The sequence below is a fragment of the Neorhizobium huautlense genome (genome assembly GCF_030811685.1).
Taxonomy (GTDB): Bacteria; Pseudomonadota; Alphaproteobacteria; order Rhizobiales; family Rhizobiaceae; genus Neorhizobium; species Neorhizobium huautlense_A.
This window is the reverse complement of sequence record NZ_JAUSRF010000003.1, coordinates 77606-102445: the sequence shown is the minus strand read 5'-3', so window position 1 is coordinate 102445 and position 24840 is coordinate 77606. Positions and strand designations below refer to the sequence as shown.

The following is a 24840-nucleotide window of genomic DNA, read 5'->3' as shown; positions in this document are numbered from 1 at the left end:
TATTAAGTTGGCATAAGCAAATTTATTATGGATACATTAGTGCCACACATATAAATGCTGTAATGCATCATTATATATTGCAAAAGCTCACAAATATTACATTTGACAATGAAGCAACAACACGAACATGATCAGAGGGCACATTTAGGCTTACGCAAACACAAATCCGCTAACAGGGAGATTTATGAATGAATATCGGATTTATTCGCATTGCGATTTGCTTCGTTTCACTCGGCTCCGCTGGCGCCGCATTGGCAACCGAACACTACCCATCGGTTGCAATCGTTGAGTATGTTGGCGGATGCATGAAAGCCAATGGCGAAACGCGAAAAGCACTCAATAGCTGTTCTTGCTCGATCGACGTGATTGCGTCGATCATTCCTTACGATCGCTACGAGGCGGCGGAGACTTTTCGCAGCATGGGCCTGGAAACGGGCGAGAGGGGGGTGCTTTTCAGGCAGGGAGCTGCGGCAAAAAACGCCATCTCCGAATTGCGGCGCGCACAGGCGGAGGCCGATGTACGGTGTTTCTGACGGGACCCTTTCAGGCGGCGCGGCATCCTTTCAGATTTGCCGACCATTGTCCGGAAAGGCACATCTCCAGCGCTTTATAAGCAAGGCGGGGTGCTCTTCCGACCATTTGGCGATTTCCGTCGGCGCCAGGATCATGCACTGGAACAGCGAGCCGCGGCTTTCGAAGAGCAGATGTTCCTCGCGGCAACTCGTCGGATTGGCCAGAAGACATACCGTCAGGATGAGATCGACCATGTTCATCGAATACCCCCACCCATATGGCGGACGGGCTCCTCCTTCCGAGGCGCGTCATTTCGAAAAAATACGCCCGGCCCGAAGCGGCGTCAAGTTGCCCCTGGGGCAAGCCATCGCAAGGCGATTTCGCAAAAAGCCGGAAACAGTGATGTTGACTTACGGCAACCGATAACTACCCTTGCGTGTGCCGCAGTGTATGGGGGAGAGGACCTGTGGTCTCGATCGCGGCCGTATTTTTGGGAGGAATTCTATGCGTGCCATCTGTTATGTTGGCGCCATCGGCCTGATTGTGCCGATGGCGAGTCATGCCTTCGGGCAAGATGCCGCCCTGGGTGAAAAAGTATTTCTCAAGTGCAAGGCCTGTCATGTTCCCGATACAGATCAGAACAAGATCGGCCCCTCGCTGAAGGGGCTGCTCGGACGGACAGCCGGGACCCAGGCGGGGTTCAAATATTCCGCAGCGATGGCGGACGCCGGCAAGGGCGGCATGGCGTGGGACGAGGCCACGCTCGCTTCCTATCTTCACGATCCGAAGGGCGTCGTCAAAGGCACGAAAATGGCCTTTCCCGGCCTCAAGCAAGACAAGGATGTCGCCGATGTCATTGCCTATCTGAAGCAGTTTTCGCCGTAGAGCGGTTCATTGTTAAATGGAACCAGTTCTGCCGGAGCAGGTTTTTGTCGGGGCAGTGGCGATTGGCGAAGTGCATACCACGGGTGTACGTGCGAGCCGATCGCCACTGATCCCGGCGGAAAGGTGCCCGGCCCTTCGGGTTGGCTGAAACGGGCCGTCTGGTCGCATGGCCGGCTTGGCCGTATGCTGTGGCTACGACGCGCGCCTGCCATGCGACCATCCGACTCCGTTTGAGCCAACAGAACTGTTTCCATTTAACAATGAACCGCTCTAAGCAACGGCAATCGAATTCAAAGCCGACAGAGAGGCGTTACCGCGCAGGCGGCGCCTCATCCCCCGCCTTGAGCAGCGTCTGGACCAGCGCATAAAGGCGCTGTTCGATCAATGTCGGCACTTCGCACACGAAGGTCAGCGACTGTACGCGCTCCTGAAAAATCCGGGTCTGGAATTTCAGCCTTTCGGTACGAACGGCCACCTCGTTGGCATTGGCATCCGGCTTTGCGCGCAGCGCATCTATCTGGGAGGCTTCCCGCCTTAGGCTCTCCGCCATGGTTCGCTGGCTATGAGCATAACGGGCGATGCCGGAGATCACCTGGCTGCGCTCGCCATTCATCCTGTCGAACAGGCCCTGGACCAGCATGGCGATCTGCTGCGCTTTCCTGTCCTGCCCCAGCCCGTCACGATACGTCCTTATCCGTTGCTCCGCATCCGCCAGCGGCATACGGCGGGCCGAAAGCGCCTCGATCAACGCTGCAACCGTTGGATCCTGCGACCAGTCCCGAGCTTCGGGCGGAAGCTCTGCCCCTGTCCAGATCTGGCCGATCGAAAGTTCCGGCACCTTGCGCTGGATGCAGGGCCAGTCCGGATCGTCACCCTGCGCGGCAAGCGATGGGCAGACGGCGCAAACCACGAGCGCGAGGCCAGAAAGGATCAAGCGTAGCATCAGGTATTCCCTCCCGTATCCTGCCGCCGGGCGAGAAGTCCGTTGGACGGGTCATAGGCCAGAATGGCGGCTCCGAGGAAAAGCGCGGTAAAGCCGGCCACCACGCCAAGCGACAGCCAGTCGATCTGGCCATAAAGTGCAAACCGGATCAGCTCGACCGCGTAGGTGAACGGGTTTGCCTGACAGATGTGGTAAAGTAGCGGGCTGGATTCCTGCACCCGCCACAGCGGATAAAGCGCCGAAGAGGCGAAATACATCGGAAAAATTACGAAGTTCATGATGCCGGCAAAATTCTCGAGCTGCCGGATCATCGAGGACAGGAACATGCCGAGCGAACACAACATCATGCCCGACAGGCAAAGCGCCGGCAAAACGAGGAGATAACCAAAGGGCGGTGGTTTGACGCTCCAGAACCAGGCGATCGCCAAAAAGGCATAGACCTGAACGATCGACACCGCGACACCCGCCAGCAGTTTTGACACAAGCAGAAACCAGCGCGGAAACGGACTGACCAGCAGGATGCGCATATTGCCCATTTCGCGGTCATAGACCATCGACAGCGACGACTGCATGCCGCTGAACAGCAGGATCATGCCGCAAAGGCCGGGGGTGATATAGACCTCGTAAAGGACATAGGTCTTGTAGGGCGGGATGATCGAGACGCCGAGCACCTGGCGGAAACCGGCGGCAAACACGAATAGCCATAGCATCGGCCGTACCAATGAGGAGATGAACCGTTCGCGCTGATTGAGAAACCGCACCCCCTCGCGCGTCATGATGCCGGCGAGACAGGAGAGGTACTGTGCGGGGCCGAAACTGCGGCGCGCCGTGCCGTCCAAAATACCGGTTCGCATGTCTGTTTCCATGGTCATCGTCTTGCTCCAACGGCAGGCAGGGTCGGCGCGCCACCACCTAATGGTACGGCTGTAAGGCCGCTCAACGCGGCAAAGGCCTGCCTTATATCCGCCGTTCCGGTTTTGGTGACGATCTCGGTCACCGGGCCGGCGGCCAGAACCCTGCCCTTGTCGAGGATCACCACCTCGTCGCGATCATCCACCTCGTCGATCAGATGGGTCGCCCAAAGAACACTGATACCTTTTTCCGCAACAAGCGCCCGGATCGTCGCCAGAATGTCGGCGCGCGAGCGGATATCGAGGCCGACCGTCGCCTCGTCGAGCAACAGCAGAGACGGGTCGTGCAGCAGGGCCCTGACGATTTCCACCCGCCGCATCTGCCCGCCGGATAGGCTGCGCGCTTTGTCATGCAGGCGATCGGCCATATCGATCTGTGAGAGAAGTGCATGGATACGCGCCTTCGCCCGCAGCCGTCCGATGCCGTGCAGGGCTGCGTGATAGGCAAGGTTCTGACCGACGGAGAGGTCGAGATCGAGTGTGCGGGCCTGGAAAACGATGCCGAGCCGCCGCAGCGCCTCGCCAGGCGTCTGCCTGATATCATGCCCGAAAACGCGAATTGCGCCCTGACGGGTGTCGTAGAGATGGCTGATCAGCGAAAACAGCGTGGTTTTGCCAGCGCCGTTCAGCCCCAGCAGCACAGTTAACCGGCCGAGCGGGATCGCAAAGGAAACCGCATCCAATGCCTTTTTCTGCCCATAGGAATGGCTGACCGCCGAGACTTCCAGAGCCGGCGGCCCGTTCTCGCCCTCACGCATGACCATATCCTCCACGGCCAGCCCTCCCCCCATACTGTAACGCAACTATTTGATGGTGATCGTGCCCTTCATGCCCTTATCGGCCAGATCCGGCACCGACCAGGTGTAGCTGCCCGGACGAACGGCGGTGAACTGCACCTGGATCGTGCCTTCGCTGTCGAATTCCAGCCAGGCAGGCGCACCGTTCATGTGGACTTCGAGATCCTCGATGACGATCTGGTTCATCCAGACATGGCGGAAAAGATCGGTGACGAACTTGTATTCGAGGCCCGCCGCAGAGGTAATCTTCCAGCGATACCCCTGGCCGGAGACCAGTTCGAAATCCTTGCGGTTGACGGCAAACTGATCCTTTGCCGAGCCCAGAACGAGTTCCGGCAGGTCCTTGCTTGCGCGCGTCACCTTTTCCGTTGCCGTCGTTGTCTGTGCGGCGGGCTTGTCGTCGTCATCGTCATCCTTCTTTTCCTGCGCCATCCCGGCGCAGATCGGCAGCAGGATCGTCGCAAGCGCTGCAAGCGCAAAAGTCCGGTATGTCTTCATCACTTCCTCCTCCTCTGTTGATGCCTGAAATTTCCGGTCACTCCGGCGAGACGACCACGCCCCAAGGCAAAGCCCCGACCGTTACCGATTGCACCGCCTCGTCGGAGGCAACATCGATGAAGGTGATGTCGTTGGACACACCATTGGTGCTGATGATAGTCTTCTGATTGGGCGTGAAGGCGAGCTGCCAGACGCGCTGGCCAACCAGAATGTATTTTTCCACCGCATAGGTCGCGGTATCGATAACCGCGACACGGTTGGCGGGGCCGAGCGCCACATAGGCCTTTTTGCCATCGGCGGTGATGCGGATGCCAACCGGCTGGATTGCCTCGGAACGCAAACCGGGAATGGCAAAGGTGATCCGGTGTTTGACCGTTCGGCTGGCATTGTCGATGACCGAAACCGTGCCGCCGATCTCCGCACTGACCCAGACTTCCGAACCATCCGGCTTGAACTCGGCGAAGCGCGGCCGGGCATCGACGAGAATGTTGTCGGTGATCTCGTAACTGTCGGTATCGATGAAATGCGCCATGTTCGTCGTTTCCGACGTGTTAACCATGACCTTGCCGTCGGGGCTGATCCCCATGCCCTCCGGCTCGACGCCGACGGGCACTTCCGCCAGCACATCGCGGCTTTCGATGTCGATGACGGTGACCAGATTATCGTCCTCGTTGGCGACATAGAGCCGCTTGCCGTCTGGCGAGAGCACGAAAAGCTCCGGGTCCGGACCGGACGGAAGCGTGCCGACGATCTTGCGGGTGGCGGTATCGATCACTTCGATCGTGTCGTCGTCGCTGGCGCAGAGATAAACGAGTTTTCCGTCATGCGAGATGGTAATGCCCCGCGGTCGCTGGCCGACTGGCATCGTTTCGATGACCTTGCCGGTCTCGGTATCGACGATGCTGACTGTATTGTCCTTTTCGTTGGAGACATAGGCCGTAAAGGCTTTGGCGGAACCCGGCCCCTCCATCAGCACGGCAAGCACGACACCGGTAAAAATCACGCTGCGATACATATCTCTCCCCTTCTGCTTCCTTTTGCCCCTTGGCTCACTTCAACACGCATGTCGTCTCGGGCCGGTCTATGCCGAGCGTGTCGAGCTCCGAAAACTGATGCAGAAACCCCTCCTGCGGCGAGGTCGAAATCACCGAACGGCCGTCACCGAGGAAGATCGGCTGGCGCAATTGCCAGTTCCATGGCCGAAAGGTCAGCTTCTGCCCCTTGAAGGCGGCTATCGAAAAATCGTCCGAACGGATGAAGGCGGCGATCTGCGTCACGTCGGCGCTTGCGGTGCGGGTCGCGGCCTCGCCTAAAATGCGGACGGCCGTCCAGGCAGACATGTCCTTCGACAACATGCGCCGACCCGAAGCCTTGGCAAAGCGGTTCTGGATCTGCGTGCCGCCCCATTGTTCGCTGGCCGGATGCCAGGCGGACGCGATCAATCCCGCCGAGCCGGCGACCGGCCGCGGCTGCCATGTGCGAAACGGCACATAGGTGCCGAAAACCTCGCTTTCATCGGCGACCAGAAGCACGTCGTGATCCGGCAAGCCTTGCGTAAAGACCGGCATCTGTCGCTGGATCTGCACCACGCCGCTATCGGTGCGGCGTGCCGTGCCGGTATCGGCAAACTCCTTCTCCGCAACGATCTCGCCGCCGAAACGGGTTGCCGCCCGGCGCAGGGCATCGGCGAACAGATGGTCGCGTTCATGCGAGCCTGACACCAGTACCCAGCGCCGCCATTGTTTCCAGATCAGATATTGCGCCAGCCCGTCCGCCAGCATGCTGCGCGTCGGCGCGACATGGAAAACATTGGCGCGGCAATCCTCTTCACGCAGGCGGTCGTCGGTTGCCCCAACATTAAAAACAAGGATGTTTTTCGCGCGGGCTGCATCCGCCAGCACCAGAAGCTGCGCGGCTGAAAGGTCGGCGAGGATATAGGAAACGCCCCTGCCCGCCATATCGTTGAAGGCTGGCAGGATGTCGGCATCCGGCTTCACCTCCACTGTGTCGAGTGAAAATTTCTGCCCCAGAAAACGACCGGTCGTGTTGTTGTCGGAGATTGCCACATTGGCCCCTGCGACACCTTCATCACGCGACGGCACGTCGAGAACCGACAGCGCCAGTTGCGGCGCATAGGCACGAATGTAACCAATCCTGACCTCGGATGTTTCGCGCTCGGTTCGCGCCAAACCAGGCGTCGTGGCTTTGGGCAAAGCCTGGGCATTAGACTCTGCGACAGGTAAAACCGCTAGAAAAAGCGAAACAAGTAAAAAAAGAAAAACAGCCACCACACATCCCATATGCTCGCAAAAGAACACGCATCTCCGAACTCTGTTCGGACCTGCCATGGATTATCGGTGCCGCAGTCAGCTTAGCGAAGACCGAGCAAATCACAACCTGAAAATGCGACACCCATTCAACTTCGCGTTCATTGGCAGTTGTGCATCGTGGAATTGCGGGTATGATGATCTCGGTCGATAAGGCCCTTTATCAGAAGGAGAAACTTATGAAGAAGACCTGGAAAAAGCCGGCGATGTGCACCGTTGCTGTCGGCATGGAAATGTCACGCTACTTTCCCGCACAGCTTCCGTCGAAAAAATAAGCAATAATAACAGCCTCATCCGGAGACCGGGTGAGGCGCCTTTCAGATATGATTTTGAGCCGTGACGAAATCTCGTCAATGGATGGTTTTATGCGACTGAAAGTTGTGGGGTCCGCCGCCGGGGGTGGCTTCCCCCAATGGAACTGTAATTTTCACTTAAGCCGCAATGCCCGCAAAGGTGTGGACAATATCCGTCCCAGAACACAATCGAGCCTTGCCGCAAGCGCAGACGAGGCGCAGTGGGTGCTGTTCAACGCATCACCGGATATCCGCGAACAGATTGCCGCCACGCCGGAACTGCAGCCTGCCGAAACCGCGCCACCACGCTCCACTCCGATTTCGGCGGTGGTGCTGACGAATGCCGATGTCGATCACATTGCCGGCCTGCTCAGCCTGCGAGAGCGGCAACGGTTCGTCATCTATGCCACGGCCCGCGTTCTGGCGGTGCTGGAGCAGAATGCGATTTTTAATGTCCTCGATCCGGCGCTGGTCGAGCGCCGTGAGCTGGCACTGCACGCGGTCACGCCCATTCTGAACTGGGAGAACAGGCCGACCGGCATTTCGGTGGAAACATTCGTGGTGCCGGGCAAGATTGCGCTTTTTCTGGAGGATCAGACAAGGGCCGAACAAGGTTTCGGGACAGAGGAAGGCGATACGATCGGCCTGAAGATCATGTCGGATTATACGGCGTCGTCCGTTTATTACATTCCGGGCTGTGCCCGCATTGATGACGCTCTGAAAAAACGCCTGGATCGGGCGTCATGCCTTCTTTTCGATGGCACCGTCTATACCGATGACGAGATGCTGACATCCGGCGTCGGTGCAAAAACCGGGCAGCGCATGGGCCACCTGCATATGTCCGGCCCCGAAGGTTCGATGCAGGCTCTCGCCGACCTTGCGATCGGTCGACGGATTTATGTGCATATCAACAATACCAATCCCATCCTCGACGATCGCTCCCCTGAAGCGGAGACAGTACGAAAGAACGGCTGGGAGATTGGATATGACGGAATGGAGATCCGCCTGTGAATGAGTTTTCTGCTGCCGCACGCGATGGGCTGACGCCGGATGCACTGGAAAACGTCCTGCGCGAAATAGGCCTGTCCCGTTACCATAACCGCCATCCGCTGCATCACAAGATGATCTCCGGCGCGCTTTCGAAAGGGCAATTGCAGGCCTGGGCGCTGAACCGTTATTGTTATCAGGCGGTCATCCCGCGCAAGGATGCGATGATCCTGTCGCATGCGGAAGATCCCGCCTTTCGTGCGGAATGGCGGAAACGGATCGAGGATCACGACAGCGATGACGGCTGGAATGGCGGCATCGCCCGCTGGCTGAAACTTGCGACAGGCCTCGGGCTCGACCGGGATCTTGTGATCAGCCAGCGTGGCGCGCTGCCTGCCACCCGCTTTGCCGTCGGCGCCTATCTCTCTTTCTGTACCGACAGAAGCCTTCTGGAGGCGGTGGCCTCCTCCCTGACCGAGCTTTTTTCGCCGGTCATCATCAGCGAGCGCGTCCCGGCCATGCTCGCGCAGTATGATTACATCAACGAGGATATCCTCGAATATTTCAAGCCGAGGCCCGTGCAGGCGTCGCGTGATGCCGATTATGCGTTGGCCTATGTCCGGCAGCACGCGAATACGCCTGAAAAACAGCAGGCTGTGATCGATGCGCTCGTTTTCAAATGCGATATTCTGTGGGCCATGCTGGATGCATTGGAACAGGCTTATGGCGAGCACGGCCACATCCCGCCGGGCGCCTTTGATCCGAAACAGCCATGATGACACCGCAAAGGCAGCGCATCCTTGTCTCTCCCGGGGCAATGCCGAGGCTGAAGCCGCATGTGCGACTGCAATACGACAAGGTCCGGCAAGCATGGGCCCTGCTCTCGCCGGAAAAGGTATTCTGGCCGGATGAGGTGAGCCTCGATATTCTGAGGTTATGTGACGGAACGCAATCGGTGAACCAGATCCTGAAGGAGCTGTCGATGCAATACGACGCCCCCATCGAAGAGATAATCGCCGACGTCGAGACCTTTCTGCAGGACTGGTCCGACCGGTCGCTGGTGGCACTATGAGCGAGACGATCCTTCCTCCGATCGGCATGCTGGCCGAGCTGACGCATCGATGTCCACTGCAATGCGCCTATTGTTCAAATCCGGTCGAGCTTCTGAAGGCAAACCGGGAAATGGCAACGGAAGACTGGTTGTCCCTGTTCGATCAGGCAGCAGATCTCGGCGTGTTGCAGATCCACCTTTCGGGCGGCGAACCGACGCTGCGTCCGGATCTTGCAATCCTTATCCGCCGGCTGCGCGATCGCGGCATCTACACAAATCTGATCACCGCCGGCGTCGGAATTCGCGAAGGCCGGATGGAGGACCTCGTGGAAGCCGGTCTGGATCATGTCCAGATCAGTTTTCAAGGGGCCGTTGCCGCCACCACCCAGAAGATCGGCAATTATCGCGATGCGCATGTCAAGAAGATCGAGACCGCGAAAAAGGTACGTGCCGCTGGTCTGCCCTTAACCATCAATGCTCCCATTCATCGCCACAATATCGATGAGATACCAGCCTTCATCGAACTGGCGCTGGAGCTTGACGCCGAGCGGCTGGAGATCGCAAATGTGCAATATGCCGGCTGGGCGCTTCTCAACCGCAATGCCCTGATGCCGGACCGTGCGGCCGTCGAACGCCAGGTGCATGTCGTGCGGGAGGCGCAGGAACGGCTTCACGGCATTCTTGCCATCGATTTCGTCACGCCCGATTATTTTGCGATCTACCCCAAACCCTGCATGGGCGGCTGGGCACGCGACGCCTTCATGGTCGCGCCTGATGGCACCGTTCTTCCCTGCCATGCGGCCGGCACCATACCGGGCCTTGTTTTCGATCGTTTCGGGGAGAAAAGCCTGGCCGAAATCTGGCGCGACTCTCCGGCATTCAACGCGTTTCGGGGAACGGACTGGATGGCTGACCCCTGTCGAACCTGCGACCGCAAGGAAATGGACTGGGGCGGCTGTCGTTGTCAGGCCATGGCAATCGCCGGCAATGCCGCCGCAACCGATCCCGCCTGCATCAAGTCTCCATTGCACGCCCGTATGGCCGCGTTGATCGAGGACGCGACACGGTCCAGCCAGGATGGCTTTCATTATCGCCGCATATGAAGCGGTGTGGCAAACCACGCGCAGCCAAATGAATCATCGCACTCCCCGGTCGCGACGCTTGTTGCAATCATTGCAATGACCAGACCCGCTTTCGCGTTTTCATCTTCGCGCTTGGCGACGATCTATGCGGCTATACGGATTGCCCTGCCAAGCTTACGGTTATCGACACGGCACCAAAATTGTTCCAATGCATTGCCGGGATGTCGTTTACAACACAGCAGAGCATGCCGTCTCGCTTCGGCGTCCAGGTCTTGCGGCGACCGATTGCGAAGAAGCTGTCATCGTCACGGTCCATTGCCCCCAACAGACAGAACCACCGGTCCAACGGCGATCGCTTCAGATGTGCTACCGGCTGAAGCAGTTTCCCCTCATAGCCGTCCGGCCCACAGCGGACGAACCAATCCCACCACGTTCCCGTTGCCGACAGTTCATAGGTTTTGCCGGCCTGCACCTGGCAGATATCGTTCCAGTTCGCTCGCGCAAAGACTTTCACTGTCGACATTTCCTGTTTCCTCGACATCGGCTGTGCCGATCGCGCCTGAAGACATTCGTTGACACATATTTTCACTCGGCACAGCGCCCGTCGCGAACCTAAGCGAGATCGACCTCGACCCACAGTCCGCCGGGGCCACGTTTCGGATCGCGGGCACAACTGCGGATAGCAAGAATGGATCCGGACGGGCAGGCGAAATCGGGCCTGCCATTATCAGTGGCCAGCCACGCGTCGTCGGCACGGATAACGCGGCCGCTGGTCCTGGTTGAAAGGGCATGCAATATCGCATCGTAGGGCATAGCGTGCCACCGGACCTTCACCGCATCCTCCTTGTTCGTCGGGATGAATGCCGAAAGATCCGGGTTCGTCATCAGGCCAAGTCCGTTTCTGTCGGGCGTCGCGTTTTCACTGCCGTGATGCGACACCTTGAGATAGACCGTACGCGCCATCAGATCGGCAGCGCTGACTTCCGTTTGCCCGATTGTCCATTTGGCATCCTTCCAGCTTAGCCAGTTGCCGATCTGCGCATCGCCCGGAAACAGGAAGACACGTCCGGTGTCGATCATTTCAAAGGCCAGCACGAGGCTTGTATTGTTGACGCCACGGTCGAGTTGCAAGGCAAGATCGGCGGCAATGCCCAGCCAATCTGCGTCGATCCGGCGCCAGGACTGGCCCCTCACCGGCGCGTCGTCGCCGTCGGGCTCGGGACCGGTTGCCGGCAGGTTTTCGGAGTAATGTCTTCGAACGAAATCGGATATGCCTCCATCGATATTTCCATTCAGGATGTCGGAAAGCGGCGTTCCGATATGCGGATCGAAAGGGCATGCATCATCTGCGGAATAGGCGCGACCGTCCCCATTGTTGGCATCCAGCGCTGCACGCAGGGGCTTCAGGAATTGAGGAGCACTGTCGGAGGCCAGTGGATATTGCTCACTCGCCCTGCTCTCGAGCTTCAGTGCATCCTTGCTGCGTGGCGGGCCAAGCACGTAGATGCGCATATTCGGCAAGCCGGGAATCGAGAAAGGCGCGATTTCGGGCCCCAGATAAACAGGCGGCTGCTTTTTCGAGAGTGCCGCAGCGGCATCCCGGGCCGCCCGAACCTTTTCGCCGGCTGCTCCGAACTGGAACCCCAGAACAGAGTTCAGTCCATTGCGCAGCCCCCCTATATAGTTTTCCGGTCCTTTGACGGCATCCAGCATCGCGCTCGCGCCCTGCAGCGCAGAAAGAGCCTGGGCCTTGAACCTGTCGAACGCAATGGCATCTGGATCCTTGGGGTTTTCACTCCAAGCCATCCAGACCTCATCGACGGCGAATTTGTCCTTGTGAAAAATCTGTGCCGCACTGGTAAAACCGGATACGTGGTCCCAATGTTCGTGTGTCACCACCAGAACGTCGATCTTTCCACCTGTCTCGTCACTGATATCGGCTGCTATATCCCGGATGAGATCTCCACCGCCGGTAATGGAGGTGTGAACGCCGCAGTCGATCAGCATCCGAAACAGGGAACCGTCGGACTTGCGGAAGGTCAGGAGATGACTGTCACCGATGCCCTGGCAATAATGGCGAACGGTGACGGCGGGAAGATCGCCGGTCACCGCGGCAGCCGCAGCTGATGCATTCGCGGCCGCCCTTTTTCTTGTCTTTGCAGGCGCCTTAGCCATGGTCATGTCCTCCATGATCTGCATGCAGCATGGCGAACGGTTCGGACTTGGTTTCCCCGAAATATAAGGCTCTCAGCGGCGACATGTAATGGGCCGCGGCATCCTTCGCCTGCCGCTGCCGGCGCGCGTCGCTTCCCGTGTTCTTGACGATGGCGTAACGGATTTCCTCCTGCCCCTTGCGCGGATCGATGATCACCGTGGCGCCTCCGCGGAACCAGAGGAATTCCTCGCCAGCTTTCACGCCCTCGAGCGCCATCGTACCATCCATTCGCAACGGAACACGCTGCTGGATCGTGACGATCACCTCGGTGCGGAACGATCCGTCCGGTTCGACGCGGCGTGTAGGCCGCACGCCGAAAACATCGAAGGTCGTCTCGCCCTCGCCGGGCTTCTTGAGCAATGTCCCATCGCCCTTGTAACGCGGCAGGTCGGGCAGCAGGCCGAAATGCGCATAAAGCTCCGGGTCTTCCCGGAACACCTTTTTCAGCGCCTTGAACAGCTTATAGCGGTTAACCTCGTTAAGCTTGAATAGCTCCGATCGGGTGGGCTTCCGATTGCAGGCGAGGTCGATGTCTTCAAGGATTTTTGCCAGCCATGGCGTATCAACCGCCGGTGTATCCCAGGTCAGCGTCTCCTCAGAAACGGTCCTTACGTCGCGCGGCAGAAGTTTCCACTTGCGGAAGCCATCCATGAAGGCCAGCCGATAGTTATAAGTATCCTCGGGAAACAGATCGAGATCGGCCGTGATCACGGCCCTCAGATATTCGCCGAATGTGATGTCGACCGCCGGGCAGTAGTCGAGCGCCCGAATGCACATGTCGAGCATGCTGCGCGCCGTTTTCACGATGTCTTCCGTCAGACGTTCGACCAGACCCGGATGCAGGGCGCCGGCTGGCAGGATGCCGCTCCCTCCCGTTGCAAGCTGGACAAGGTTATCCACGCGCCGTGCGACAATGGCCAGGAAGGCGTCGTAGACCGCAAAGACGAGTATGGAACCCCTGTCATGGGGCGCGAAGGTCTTGTCATAATCGAGTTCGTCCATCTTGGGCTTGGCATAATCGCGCAGAGGCCCGGAACGGCCGCTTCCTTCTCCGAACTGGAGAGCGAGGCCCGACAGGAGATTGACGGCCGACAGATTGCCGTGTGTTCGCGCGATCTCGAAGCTGACGAGTTCCTTCATGGTGAAATGCTGGAAGAGCGCAACGATATCGGCGAAACCCTCGTGAAATGCAGGCACATCCGGATTTGAGGCCTCCTGAAATCGGCGATGCAAGCCATCCAGCAGGGCATGCGAGGTCTCGTGGACGATGATGTCGAAGGACAGGCAAGAGAAGACCATCGAACCCGGCGCCGTCGTGTCCCGCCCGTCGTTGCTGGCCGGAAAATAACCGAACAACAGGGCCTTCTTGTCCGGGCTGTAATAGGCGTTTTCCATACGCAACCCGTGCGGATAAATGCGCAGGCGCGGCACTTCATGCCCCTCCAACCTCGACTGGCCATCGGCCCCGACATGGCTGACATAACGCGGCGCCCAGAGAGCACGGCGCCCCAGCGCCCGCTCGAAATGACCGATCGTCGTCATCGCTACGGCATAGACCATCTGCTGATGGAATTGCGGATTGCCTTCCGACGGCGCAAGACCATCCTGGGCGAGCAGGTGCTTGTCATTGAGGTCGACGGGATCATAGACTCGGTTTGAAGCCGGATCGACATCGACCACTTCGATATATTCACCGACCGGGCCGGGCATGAGGCCCCCATCAGGCCGGTCATCATCCCATGGCACCGAAAGGGTCGCTTGGTGGACTGCAACCGATTCTACCCTCTTCCCGACCGAAGGATCGAGCGCATAGACGCGCAACCGCCGTGCCGGCGGTGAAACGGCCCGAGGCTTGCGCAGGACCCTCGGGGTTGCGGGCTTGGATGATACAAACGCGGAGCCCGTGGCGGCTCGACCGAGAGCGGCCTCCAGCACGGCGCGCAGGGGCCTGGACGGATTGCCCTCATCAAGGGCGGCCTCCAGATAACGATTACGGGCGGCGGCCGATATTTGCGCCGGATCCGCATCCGGATCGGAGATCGCCTGGTCGACAGAAGCGACACGCTGCGCCATCTGTGTCAACTCAAGCGCGAGCATCTGTTGTTTCTGACGCACCTGTGGTCCGTCCGGCGCCAAGCTGACGCCGCCACCGATCAGGAGATTGAGCCAACTCCAGGAGTCGCTCGCGGGCTTCAGTTTCTTCAGCTTGTTCGCGGCCAGCGGCAATACGGAAAGCGCGTCCTGCGCCCGAAGGACGCCCTGTCCGATTTTTTCCCGGGTTTCCTGCGCGTTCATTTTGGCAGTCGATTTCAGGGCTTTTGAGAACAGCGCGTGGCGAACCGCCTCGACGCGCATCCAAGGCTCGGGATATTGCTTCACCGTGTCCCAGTGTTGCGCCAGCCACAGGGCAGCAGCGGCGGCAATCTGTGGCGTCGCGGCAGAGGTGCCGGCACCGTCCATGTCGACGATCTTGCCGCAGTCGATTTCCGCCCAGGGAACGTTCGGCGTATATGCCCCCAACGCCGTGGCCATTTTGCTGTCGGGGCCGTAATTGCCTTGCATCGTTCCTGATTCCAGCCCGGAATAGGAACGGCCGTCGCTCATGACGCCACAGGCCGCCAGCACGCGCTGGTATCGAGCCGGAAAAACAATGCTCTTGGGTGTAGGCCACCCGGCAAAATTGTTACCGGCAGCGGTGACCATTACCACGCCGTGCTCATAGGCCAGATTGACGGCATCGACGAGCGCTGCCGAGGAAAGACCACCCATGCTCATGGAAAGCACATGAGCGCCCTGCTGGCGGGCGTAATCGAAACCCTGCACGAGTGTCGAGGTACTGAAACGCACAACCCAGTCTGCCACTCTCACCGGAATGATCTGCACGAGGGGAGCGCCGCCCACATAATCGGAAAATCCCGGCCAGCCCGGTGAGGTGCCATTCAGCCGGTTGCCGGCAAGCAGGCTGAGCGTCCCGGTGCCGTGCCCACGATTGCTGGTCAGCGTGCCCGCGGGCGCATGATCGACCGCATCATTCGGACCATGCCCGTCATCGACGAAATTGCGCCAGAGCGCCTTGTTGACGAGCCCTGCGGGTAGGGTCTGATGTCTCGGATCAAGGCCCGTATCGAGGTGAGCAACGAGAATTCTTTCCTGCTTGCTGCCGACCTCACGACGAGCCGCCTCGAACTGACTGAAGGCCGCACCGGCATTCCAGGCTGGCACTCCCTTATTGACCGCCTTCCGGCCGCTGCCGTCCTGATCGTTGAAAACGCACACCGGGCTCGCGCTTGCCGCAATGCCGAGATCGCCATTGGCACCTTCGTAATCCCATTGCTGCGCCAGATCTGGTTCAATCGCCAGCATCGGCGTGCCACCCGCGGCGGCAAAGGCCGACCCGCGATCAAAGACGGCGTGGGCGTCGTCCCATGGATTTTGCGAGTCCCTGAAATCCGCACCTATCTTGAGCCACGTGGCACCTTGCCCTGCCTGGGCTGCCATTCCGGGTGCCGGCTCGGCAGGCATGCTCAAGATCGTTTCTACCGCATCCGCTTTTATACCGAGAGTTCGCTTGTTCTTCGTGAACCCGGAACCGTCGCCTGCGACCTTGATAAGTAGACCTGCAATACCCGTCATGTCTTAGCCCCCCAGCTGAAACATTCACCGCGATGAAACGTCGGCTCCCTCAAAGAAAATCTGATCTTGTAACAAACAATAGTCAACCCAAAAGGGAGTCGCCAATAGTTGCTACCAAAAATAGAATTCGTTCGAAAACTCATGATTGCCCTGCGATACGTCTGATGAGTGTCATCACGGACGCAGCATGAAGGAACGCCTCGGGGCTTGATTGTCGCTTCCCGGTTTTCCAGAGCAGCCGGTTACGGCTGATCCAGACAAAGAAGCGCGACCACCCATCGCGGCGGATGAACCGCAAAGCCGACCTGTCCTTATGGGCCTCGACTACTTAATCGAGGGGATCGTAACGACAGCTCTGATTACATAGCGTTCGTCGTCAGCCGTTCCATTTACTTAATCTACAATCTTGAACGCTAATTTTGCCAAATGTTATTTCGGTGGGGGCCGAATGCTCTCGAGGATCGCGCAATCCGATTGCAGCGACACACTATCATGGCGCCTTGATGCTTCAGCAGGTTACAGACGACGTTTCGACACAGAGCGATATTGCTGCCTTCGAACAAACCATGGCACGCATCGCGATATCGGCCGACGGAACGATACTTCGCACCAATATGCTGTTTCTGACCATGTTCGACTATCGCGCCTGGGATCTTGCCGGCCGCAGCAGGAGCATATTTCTTCCCTCCGATCCCGATCCGAAAACCGAGGAGGCAATTCGCCAGGTCTTCGAAAACGGCACTCCGTTTCACGGCGACATCAGACGCGTGACGCGTGATGGAACCGAAATGGTGGCGGAAGCCTTCTTCCATCCCGTGAAGGATGCGACCGGCAAGGTCGAGGAAGTCGTCGTCCTTCTGCGCGACATTACCGAGCAGACACGTCGCACAGAAGATGAAGGCGGTCAGATCGCCGCAATCAACACGTCGCAGGCTGTCATCCATTTCGCCCTCAACGGCACGATCATCGATGCAAACCCGCATTTCCTGCAGACAATGGGATATGGCCTTGCCGATGTCGTCGGTCGCCACCACAGCATGTTTGTCGATGCAGACGATGTCGCATCGCCCGAATACACGGCATTCTGGGAGGCGCTCGGCGAAGGTCATTTCAAGGCCGGCGAATTTCGGCGACTGGACAAGAATGGCCGCCCGGTGTGGTTGCGCGCAACTTACAGCCCTGTTCTCGATTCCGACGGAAAGCCATTCAAGGTTGTCAAATACGCAACCGATGTGACGGCGGAAAAGCTGAGCCAGGCCGATTACGAAGGCCAGATCGCCGCCATTCACAAGTCCCAGAGCGTCGTCACGTTCGACATGGACGGCACGATCGTCGATGCCAACGACAATTTCTTGCGGGCTGTCGGCTACAGGCTGGAAGAGATTGCAGGACGCCACCATCGCATGTTCGTCGATCCATCCTATGCGCATGGACTGGAATACGAAATCTTCTGGAGCGATCTCGGGGAGGGGCGTCACCGGTCGGGCGAGTTTAAACGTATCGGCAAGTCGGGCCGCGAATTGTGGCTACAGGCCACCTACAATCCGGTCTTCGACCAGTATGGAAACCCCTTCAAGGTCGTCAAATACGCGACGGTGATCACCCGCGAAAAACTGCGACAAGCGGACCATCAGGGTCAGATCGCCGCAATCCACAAATCGCAAAGCGTCATTTCTTTCGGCCTCGACGGCACGATCATCGATGCCAACGACAACTTTCTGACCCTGACCGGCTACCGCCTTTCGGACGTCCGCGGCCAGCACCACCGCATGTTCGTGCCGCACGAGGATCGGGAGGCTGCGACCTATCTGGATTTCTGGCGCCGCCTCTCAGCCGGAGAACACCAGAGCGGCGAGTTCAAGCGCATTTGCCGGGACGGAACGGAGATCTGGCTGCAGGCAAGCTACAATCCGATCTTCGACATGAACGGGCGGGTATTCAAGATCGTCAAGAATGCCGTCGATGTCACGGCCGAAAAACTGCGGCAGGGTGATCACGAAGGCCAGATTGCGGCGATCAGCCGTTCGCAATGCGTTGTCACCTTCGACATGGACGGCATCCTGCTCGACGCTAACGACAACTTTCTCCACGCCATGGGTTATGCGCTCGACGAAATCCTCGGCCAGCATCACAGCATTCTCGTCGAACCCAGCTTTGCCGAAAGCGAGCAATACAGGCTGTTCTGGAAGAACCTGCGTGACGGCACCTTCCTGTCATCCAAATTTCGCCGCACCGGCAAGGATGGGCGCGAGGTCTGGATACAGGCATCCTACAACCCGATCCTCGACCTCAACGGCAAGCCCTTCAAGATCGTCAAGATCGCCACCGACATCACTGCCGACGTGGCGCTTGCAGCAGATCTGTCAAAGGCGCGGCAGGAGGTTCTGCATGACGGCCTGACCGGGCTGCCCAACCGGATGGGCCTTGCCGATTTCATGCGTAAGAACCTTCAGGCTATCGACGCAAAGCTCTCGCTGCTTTATCTCGACCTCGATCACTTCAAGCCGATCAACGACACTTTTGGCCACCATGTCGGCGACCATGTGCTCAAGGAAATCGCGGCGCGCCTGAAGCTGACGCTTGAGGCCGACCAGATCGTGGCGCGTGTCGGCGGCGACGAATTCGTCGTTGCAGCCCCCGATCTTTCGCGTGAAAAGGCAGCAGCCCTCGCAACCCGCCTCATCAGCGTCGTCAAGGACCCGATCCGCCACGACAGCAGCAGCCTGACGGTCGGCCTTTCGATCGGCATCGCTCAGGCTCCGCACGATGCAAAGGCCGAGGACGAATTGCTGCGCTTCGCAGACGTCGCGCTCTACCGCTCGAAAGGCGGCCAGAAGGGCACATACAGTTTCTTCTCCGACCCGGACGATCATCGCAAGGAAGAAGACCGCCACCTGGCGCACGAAATGCAGTTCGGCATCAAGGCACATCAGTTCCGGCTGTTCTTCCAACCGCGTTTCAGAGCGGAGGATGGTGTTCTCGATGCTGTCGAAACGCAGGTCGAATGGGATCATCCGGATCGCGGCAACCTCACGGCCGACCGCTTCCTTCCGCTCGCGGAAGAGAGCGGCCTGATCGTCCCGCTGGGCGACTGGACGTTGCGTGCAGCCTGCAAGGCGGCGCTCGACTGGCCGCTGATCGTCGTGTCGGTCGCTGTCTCGCCGGTGCAGTTCATGAGCGGTGACCTGCCGAGAACAGTCAAACTGGCCCTGCGTGAAACCGGCCTCCCGGCAAAGCGGCTGGAACTGCGTATTGGCCAGGGCATCGGCACCAGCGAGATCGTGCATCTGCGCAACGAACTCGAGGCGCTCAAGAAACTCGGCGTTTGCATCGTTGTCGCGGGCCAACTTGTCGGCGAAGACGCGACAAGCGGACGCGAAGCCTGGCCGGTCGATTACGTCCAGATCGACGAGCGGACAAGAGCCAATCTCGAGCGGCAGACGCATGAGAGCCTGAAGGAGATCGCCAAGATCGAGGCCGCACTCGACGTTGCCGATAACGGCCATTCGCCGGAAGATGTCAGAAAACGCCTGAGCCTTCGGCTCGACCGGAACGCCAAGCTGCAGGCATTTCTATCCACCCCGCCACGATCAGCCAAAGAAGTTCCCGCACTTCTTTCAAAAAGATCCGCGTAATTGTCGTCCCGGCTTTCCGGTTATCAATGCGACGCTGCTCTGAACCGTTCGCCGCTATGATCGCCTACCTCGGCTCGATGCACATCAGAACGACAGTTGCACCTTCATGGAGCGGCTTCTGTCGCCAGCCGTCTCGAATGCGTGGATTGCGTCTTCAAGAGGGAAGGTTCCGGTCATCAACGGCTTGAGGTCGACACGGCGCTTGCCGATCAAATCGACGGCCAATCCGAACTCCTCGTGGAAACGGAACGTGCCCTTCATCTCGATTTCCTTGGCAACCACCATGTTCTGCGGAATGGAGACATCGCCGCCGAGGCCCAGTTGCACCACGGTCGAACGCGGACGCAGGACTTCGAGACCCGAGCGCACAGCCCGCTCATTGCCGGATGCCTCGAACTGCACGTCGAAATACCCCTTGCCCGCCGCATAGGCAGACAGCTCTTCCGGGTTTTCGGCAACGTTGATGACGCGGTCAGCCCCGACCTCAAGCGCCTTCGCCAGAACCGCGCCCATCACATCGGTGGCAACGATCTCACGGGCACCGTGGGCACGCGCGGCGATGATGGCCAACGCCCCGATCGGGCCGCAGCCGGTCACCAGAACACGCTTGTCGGTCAACGGGCCGGCGCGGTTGACGCCGTGCAGGGTGACGGCGAACGGCTCCGCCATCGCCGCCTCGTTGATCGACACGCCGTCGGCCACCTTGTGGCACTGCCAAGCTTCAGCCACCAATCGCTGGCGGAACGCGCCCTGGATATGCGGCATCGGCATGGCCGAGCCGTAAAAGCGCATGTTCAGGCAGTGGTTCTGCTGGCCCTTGAGGCAATATTCGCAATGGCTGCAAGGCCTGCTGGGCGAAACTGCCACCCGATCGCCGACGGCAAGACCGGAAACACCTTCGCCCAGCGCCTTGATCGTGCCCGCAACCTCGTGGCCGAGGATCATCGGCTCGCGAACGCGCACGGTGCCGAAACCGCCGTGATTGTAATAATGCAGGTCCGAACCGCAGATGCCGCCCGCCTCGATGGCGACCTCTACCTGTCCTGCACCGAGGCTTTCGACCTCCCGCTCTTCAACCCGCAAATCCTTGGCTGAATGAATGACGACGGCTTTCATGGCACTCTCCTTACAATACCGGTGTCGGCAGGGCGGCGCCGGCAAAATGCGCGGCGAGATTGTCGCGCACCAGCTTGCCCATCGCCTTGCGGGTCTCGATCGTGCCAGACGCGTGATGCGGCTGCACCAGCACGTTGTCGAGTTTCAGGAAGCGCGGATTGAGCTTCGGTTCGCCCTCGAACACGTCGAGTGCAGCAGAGCCGAGCGCACCGCTTTCCAGCGCCGACAAGAGCGCTTCCTCATCGATATTGGAGGCACGCGAGATGTTGATCAGCATGCCTTCCGGTCCAAGTGCCTCGATCACGTCCTTCGAGACGATATGCTTCGTGGCTGCCGAGGCGGCGAGCGTCACGAACAGGAAGTCCGCGTGCCGGGCAAGTTCGACCGGATCGGCAATGAAGATCATGCCCTCGGCATAGGGTTTTGCGCTGACATCGCTATAGGCGATATCCATGTCAAAACCCTTCAGGCGCTTGGCAACTTCGAAGCCGATGCGGCCAAGCCCGAGCACGCCGGCCTTGCGGCCCCATACGCGACGTTTCAGCGGGTAAAGCCCCTTGGCTTCCCAGCTGCCGTCCCTCACCCAGGTTTCCGCACCGATCATGCCGCGCGACTGCACGAGCATCATGGCCACACCGAGATCGGCCACGTCATTGGTCAGAACGTCGGGCGTGTTGGTAACGCGGATGCCGCGCTCGCGGCAGGCCTGCAGGTCGACCGCATCGTAACCGACGCCGTAGACCGAGATGACCTCGAGCTTCGGCAGCTTGACGATCAGGCCGGCTGCAGCACCGAGTTCGCCACGGGTGGCGACGGCGCGGATATTGGGCCCATGCAGTTTCAGGAACGCCTCGCGATCGTCTGCCTCATAAAGCTTGCGCACTGCGTATTGCGCTTCGAGTTCGACCAGATCCCATTCCGGGTAAGGGCCGACGAGCAGAATTTCCGGCTTGGTCACCGTTTCCTCCATGATGATTTTATTGATTGTGTCTTGCCGACGCAAAACCGGTCGCGGTGATGCGGGCGATGGCGTCGGAGACGATCCGTTCAAGCGGCTGGTCGATTTCGACCGTCACCACGTCGCGCTCGCCAATCGGCAGTTCGAGCGTTGCCAGCTGGCTGTCCAGCAGCGACAGCGGCATGTAATGCCCTGCGCGCGCTCCCATGCGCGATACAAGCAGTGTTCGTGTTCCTTGCAGAAACACGAAAGTCATCTGCCGCCCTGCCCTTACCCGCAACAGGTCGCGATAGGACCGCTTCAGCGCAGAGCAGGAGATGATTGTCCGCGCATCCTCGCCGAGCTCGGCGCCAAGCACGTCCAGCCAGGGCCAGCGGTCGGCATCGTCGAGCGGAATGCCCTGGCGCATCTTCTCGACATTTGCGACAGGATGACGGCTGTCGCCCTCGATGAAGCGGCAGCCGAGCATGGACGCAAGCCTTTCGCCGACGGATGTCTTGCCGCAGCCGGAGACCCCCATCACGACGATCGGCCCAATGACACCGGCAGTTTCAGAGGGACGTGGTGATGCCGCCGTCGACATAAAGCGTGTGTCCATTCACGAAAGAGGAAGCCTTGCCGGAGAGGAACACTGCGGCACCGACCAGTTCATCGACATTGCCCCAGCGGGCAGCCGGCGTGCGCTTTTCCAGCCAGGACGAGAACTCCGCGCTGTCGACCAGTGCCTGATTGAGCGGCGTCTTGAAATAACCGGGTGCGAGCGCGTTGACCTGCAGGCCATGTTTGGCCCAGTCGGTGCACATGCCGCGCGTCAGGTTTTTGACCGCACCCTTGGTGGCCGTGTAGGGCGCGATGCCCGGACGGGCGAGCTCACTCTGCACCGAGGCGATGTTGATGATCTTGCCGCGACCGCGACCGATCATGTGTTTCGCAACCGCTTGGCCGACGTAAAACACGCTGGAGACATTGGTCTTCAGCAACTGCTCCCAGCGGTCGACCGGAAAATCCTCAAGCGGGGTGCGGAACTGCATGCCGGCATTGTTGACGAGGATATCGATCGGCCCGATGCGGGTTTCGATCTCGTCTACACCCTTGCGCACCGCTTCGGCATCGGTCACGTCGAAATCGGATGCCGACACTTTTGCACCTGCGGCAGTCAACTGGTTGACCGCCGCATCGAGTTTTGCCCTGTCGCGGCCATTCAGCACCACTTCGGCGCCATGGGCCGCAAGCCCTTCCGCCAAAGCGAAACCGATACCCTGCGAGGAGCCAGTCACGAGCGCACGAAGGCCCGAAAGATCAAAAAGGGGGAAAGTCATTCGTACCTCCGGCACATGTGAAGATCAGGGTTCGTGTTGTCGTCAGATATCGACGACCAGACCCTTCGCTTTCAGGACCGGCTCGAGCTTGCTGACTTCGATGACCGTAGCACCATTCTTGTAAGCCTGGATAAATCCTGCCTCGGCATCTTCACGCGCCTGCGAAAGTTTCGCGACTTCTGCCACTTCATTCCGACGCACGACAACCAGGCCATCGGCATCGCCAACGATGACATCGCCGGGATTGATAATCTCACCGCCGACGATGATGCTGTCATTGGTCGTACCAATGGTTTCCTTGACGGTACCCTTGATGCAGGTGCTGAGCGAGAACACCGGGAAGCCCAGCTCGCGAAGCTGGAGCGTATCGCGCACGCCGGTATCCGTCACAAGGCCACCGATACCCTTTGCGAGGCAGGCATTGGCCAGCACGTCGCCGAAAGAGCCGGCTTCCTCATACTCTCCGGCGGAAACGACGATGATGTCGCCCGGCTTGGCGTAGTTGATCGCCAGCTGCAGCATGATGTTGTCACGCGGCGAGGATTTCACGGTGAAGGCCGGGCCGCAAAGCTTCATGCGGTAATCGACCGGCTTCAGGCGAGACGACAGCGCGCCGCGACGCCCTTGCGCCTCATGAATGGTGGCGGGCGAAAATTTTGAAAGCGCTGCCAGATCCTCGTTGGAAGGACGTTCCGGAATGTCTTTGATATGTGCCATTGGGCCCTCCTCGAGGCCATAGATGAACCGCACGGCGGCAAGACTGCCGCCGTCGGCAATTCTTCGATTGTGGATGAATTGAAATCCGAGGCGCTATGCGCCGCTGGATTACGGGATCGGGTCGAACTTCAGTTCGGACAGCGGGACGACCTTGTCGGTGCGGGTCATCTTGTATTCGGTGCCCTGACCGAGCCACTTGTCCCAGATCTTGTTGATCTCGCCATCGGCGTCCAGCTTGCGCAGGATTTCGTTGATCTTGGCGGTCAGCGCCGGCTGGTCCTTCTGCATGCCGATACCGATCGGCTGGTACAGCATCGGCTCCTCGATCATGCGCATTTCCTTGCCGCGGCTTTTCGACTCGTTGACGAACTTCGTCGTCGTCATCGTGTTGGCGACCATGCCGCGCGCCTTGCCCTGCTGAACGGCGAGATAGGCGGACGCTGTATCCTGGAAGGTCAGCGGCTCGGACTTGTTGAGCTTGATCGACATTTCCGACGTCGAACCCTTGGCCGAAGCGATGCGCTGGCCGACATAATCCGCCTTTGCCTTGCCTTCGTCCGTGGTCGGAACGATCAGCATTTCCTTGGCGAGGTAATAGGGATCGCTGAACTGGATCTGTTCAGCGCGGCTCTGGGTATAGGCAAGGTTGGCAACGGTGATATCGACGCGGCCAAGTTTGACTTCCGGCACGCGGGCCTCGACCGACACCGGCTTTACTTCCGCCGTTACGCCGAGTTCCTTGGCGATGGCATTGCAAAGGTCGACGTCGAAGCCGGCCATTTCACGGGTCTTCGGGTCCGGCGCCGAGAAAGGCGGCACGTCGGCAAAGGTTGCGCAGCGCAGCTTCTTGGCCGACAGGATGTCGGCAAGCTGATCTGCCTTGGCAGGCGCGACGGCAGCGGTGCTGGCGACGAGGGCTGCGAGAGTTGCGAATTTCCAGTTCATTTGCTGTTCTCCATT

Annotated in this window: 23 protein-coding genes; 7 read left to right on the top strand and 16 right to left on the bottom strand. The window is 59.3% G+C overall.

Going from position 1 to position 24840, the window contains the following annotated elements:
- Nucleotides 1-188 precede the first annotated feature (188 nt).
- Complete coding sequence (locus tag J2T09_RS05265; RefSeq protein ID WP_306831904.1) at nt 189-533, top strand: hypothetical protein; 345 nt, start codon at nt 189-191, stop codon at nt 531-533.
- A 30-nt stretch (nt 534-563) separates the two neighbouring features.
- Here the strand turns inward: J2T09_RS05265 and J2T09_RS05260 are convergent, their stop codons facing one another.
- Nucleotides 564-773 (bottom strand): hypothetical protein, encoded by a 210-nt coding sequence (locus J2T09_RS05260; RefSeq protein ID WP_306831903.1) that lies wholly within the window; start codon nt 771-773, stop codon nt 564-566.
- 244 nt (nt 774-1017) lie between these two features.
- Between J2T09_RS05260 and J2T09_RS05255 the strand changes: the two genes are divergently transcribed.
- Nucleotides 1018-1398, top strand: coding sequence for a c-type cytochrome (locus tag J2T09_RS05255; protein WP_373458387.1), 381 nt, complete (start codon nt 1018-1020; stop codon nt 1396-1398).
- 310 nt (nt 1399-1708) lie between these two features.
- Here J2T09_RS05255 and J2T09_RS05250 read toward each other — a convergent pair whose 3' ends face one another.
- From J2T09_RS05250 to J2T09_RS05225, 6 genes are read right to left on the bottom strand one after another with little or no spacing between them, the layout of a single operon-like run.
- Entirely contained in the window at nt 1709-2341 is a 633-nt protein-coding gene (locus tag J2T09_RS05250) for a hypothetical protein (protein ID WP_306831901.1), read from the bottom strand.
- Nucleotides 2341-3195: an ABC transporter permease gene (locus J2T09_RS05245; RefSeq protein WP_306832425.1), complete on the bottom strand. Its 855-nt coding sequence runs from the start codon at nt 3193-3195 to the stop codon at nt 2341-2343. The genes J2T09_RS05250 and J2T09_RS05245 overlap by 1 nt, the downstream gene beginning before the upstream one ends.
- Nucleotides 3196-3209: 14 nt before the next feature.
- Nucleotides 3210-4010 (bottom strand): ATP-binding cassette domain-containing protein, encoded by an 801-nt coding sequence (locus J2T09_RS05240; protein ID WP_306831899.1) that lies wholly within the window; start codon nt 4008-4010, stop codon nt 3210-3212.
- A 45-nt stretch (nt 4011-4055) separates the two neighbouring features.
- Nucleotides 4056-4547 (bottom strand): hypothetical protein, encoded by a 492-nt coding sequence (locus J2T09_RS05235; RefSeq protein ID WP_306831897.1) that lies wholly within the window; start codon nt 4545-4547, stop codon nt 4056-4058.
- Nucleotides 4548-4584: 37 nt separating this feature from the next.
- Nucleotides 4585-5562: a YVTN family beta-propeller repeat protein gene (locus tag J2T09_RS05230; protein WP_373458377.1), complete on the bottom strand. Its 978-nt coding sequence runs from the start codon at nt 5560-5562 to the stop codon at nt 4585-4587.
- A gap of 34 nt (nt 5563-5596) precedes the next feature.
- Entirely contained in the window at nt 5597-6736 is a 1140-nt protein-coding gene (locus J2T09_RS05225; protein ID WP_306831895.1) for an ABC transporter substrate-binding protein, read from the bottom strand.
- Nucleotides 6737-7239: 503 nt separating this feature from the next.
- Between J2T09_RS05225 and pqqB the strand changes: the two genes are divergently transcribed.
- Genes pqqB through pqqE form a run of 4 tightly spaced genes read left to right on the top strand, consistent with a single transcriptional unit; the run spans nt 7240 to nt 10308 of the window.
- On the top strand, nt 7240-8178 hold the full coding sequence (gene pqqB, locus J2T09_RS05220) for a pyrroloquinoline quinone biosynthesis protein PqqB (protein ID WP_306831893.1): 939 nt from the start codon (nt 7240-7242) through the stop codon (nt 8176-8178).
- Complete coding sequence (gene pqqC, locus J2T09_RS05215) at nt 8175-8930, top strand: pyrroloquinoline-quinone synthase PqqC (RefSeq protein WP_306831889.1); 756 nt, start codon at nt 8175-8177, stop codon at nt 8928-8930. The genes pqqB and pqqC overlap by 4 nt, the downstream gene beginning before the upstream one ends.
- A complete protein-coding gene (pqqD, locus tag J2T09_RS05210; protein WP_306831887.1) occupies nt 8927-9226 on the top strand; it encodes a pyrroloquinoline quinone biosynthesis peptide chaperone PqqD in 300 nt (99 codons plus the stop codon). The genes pqqC and pqqD overlap by 4 nt, the downstream gene beginning before the upstream one ends.
- Nucleotides 9223-10308, top strand: a complete 1086-nt coding sequence (gene pqqE, locus J2T09_RS05205) for a pyrroloquinoline quinone biosynthesis protein PqqE (protein ID WP_306831884.1) — start codon at nt 9223-9225, stop codon at nt 10306-10308. The genes pqqD and pqqE overlap by 4 nt, the downstream gene beginning before the upstream one ends.
- Nucleotides 10309-10438: 130 nt before the next feature.
- Here pqqE and J2T09_RS05200 read toward each other — a convergent pair whose 3' ends face one another.
- From J2T09_RS05200 to J2T09_RS05190, 3 genes are all read right to left on the bottom strand, one after another.
- Nucleotides 10439-10810 carry a hypothetical protein gene (locus J2T09_RS05200; RefSeq protein WP_306831883.1) on the bottom strand — a complete coding sequence of 124 codons (372 nt, stop codon included), beginning with the start codon at nt 10808-10810 and terminating at the stop codon, nt 10439-10441.
- An 89-nt stretch (nt 10811-10899) separates the two neighbouring features.
- The gene (locus J2T09_RS05195; RefSeq protein ID WP_306831881.1) at nt 10900-12462 is read right to left on the bottom strand and encodes an MBL fold metallo-hydrolase; all 1563 of its coding nucleotides are present in this window, start codon (nt 12460-12462) and stop codon (nt 10900-10902) included.
- Nucleotides 12455-15865, bottom strand: coding sequence for a S8 family serine peptidase (locus J2T09_RS05190; protein WP_306831879.1), 3411 nt, complete (start codon nt 15863-15865; stop codon nt 12455-12457). Before J2T09_RS05190 ends, J2T09_RS05195 begins: the two co-directional genes overlap by 8 nt.
- A 773-nt stretch (nt 15866-16638) precedes the next feature.
- Here J2T09_RS05190 and J2T09_RS05180 point away from each other — a divergent pair.
- Entirely contained in the window at nt 16639-19770 is a 3132-nt protein-coding gene (locus tag J2T09_RS05180) for a sensor domain-containing protein (protein ID WP_306831877.1), read from the top strand.
- An 84-nt stretch (nt 19771-19854) separates the two neighbouring features.
- On the opposite strand, the gene J2T09_RS05175 is transcribed toward J2T09_RS05180, so the two are convergent.
- The 6 genes from J2T09_RS05175 to J2T09_RS05150 all read right to left on the bottom strand — a co-directional run bounded on the left by J2T09_RS05175 (nt 19855) and on the right by J2T09_RS05150 (nt 24825).
- Nucleotides 19855-20886 carry an L-idonate 5-dehydrogenase gene (locus tag J2T09_RS05175; protein ID WP_306831875.1) on the bottom strand — a complete coding sequence of 344 codons (1032 nt, stop codon included), beginning with the start codon at nt 20884-20886 and terminating at the stop codon, nt 19855-19857.
- 10 nt (nt 20887-20896) lie between these two features.
- Nucleotides 20897-21844 carry a 2-hydroxyacid dehydrogenase gene (locus tag J2T09_RS05170; RefSeq protein ID WP_306831873.1) on the bottom strand — a complete coding sequence of 316 codons (948 nt, stop codon included), beginning with the start codon at nt 21842-21844 and terminating at the stop codon, nt 20897-20899.
- Nucleotides 21845-21863: 19 nt separating this feature from the next.
- On the bottom strand, nt 21864-22427 hold the full coding sequence (locus tag J2T09_RS05165; protein ID WP_306831871.1) for a gluconokinase: 564 nt from the start codon (nt 22425-22427) through the stop codon (nt 21864-21866).
- The gene (locus tag J2T09_RS05160; protein WP_306831870.1) at nt 22396-23163 is read right to left on the bottom strand and encodes an SDR family oxidoreductase; all 768 of its coding nucleotides are present in this window, start codon (nt 23161-23163) and stop codon (nt 22396-22398) included. Before J2T09_RS05160 ends, J2T09_RS05165 begins: the two co-directional genes overlap by 32 nt.
- Before the next feature lie 42 nt (nt 23164-23205).
- The gene (locus J2T09_RS05155; protein WP_306831868.1) at nt 23206-23880 is read right to left on the bottom strand and encodes a 4-carboxy-4-hydroxy-2-oxoadipate aldolase/oxaloacetate decarboxylase; all 675 of its coding nucleotides are present in this window, start codon (nt 23878-23880) and stop codon (nt 23206-23208) included.
- A 108-nt stretch (nt 23881-23988) separates the two neighbouring features.
- The gene (locus tag J2T09_RS05150; RefSeq protein WP_306831867.1) at nt 23989-24825 is read right to left on the bottom strand and encodes an ABC transporter substrate-binding protein; all 837 of its coding nucleotides are present in this window, start codon (nt 24823-24825) and stop codon (nt 23989-23991) included.
- Between the last annotated feature and the right edge of the window lie 15 nt (nt 24826-24840).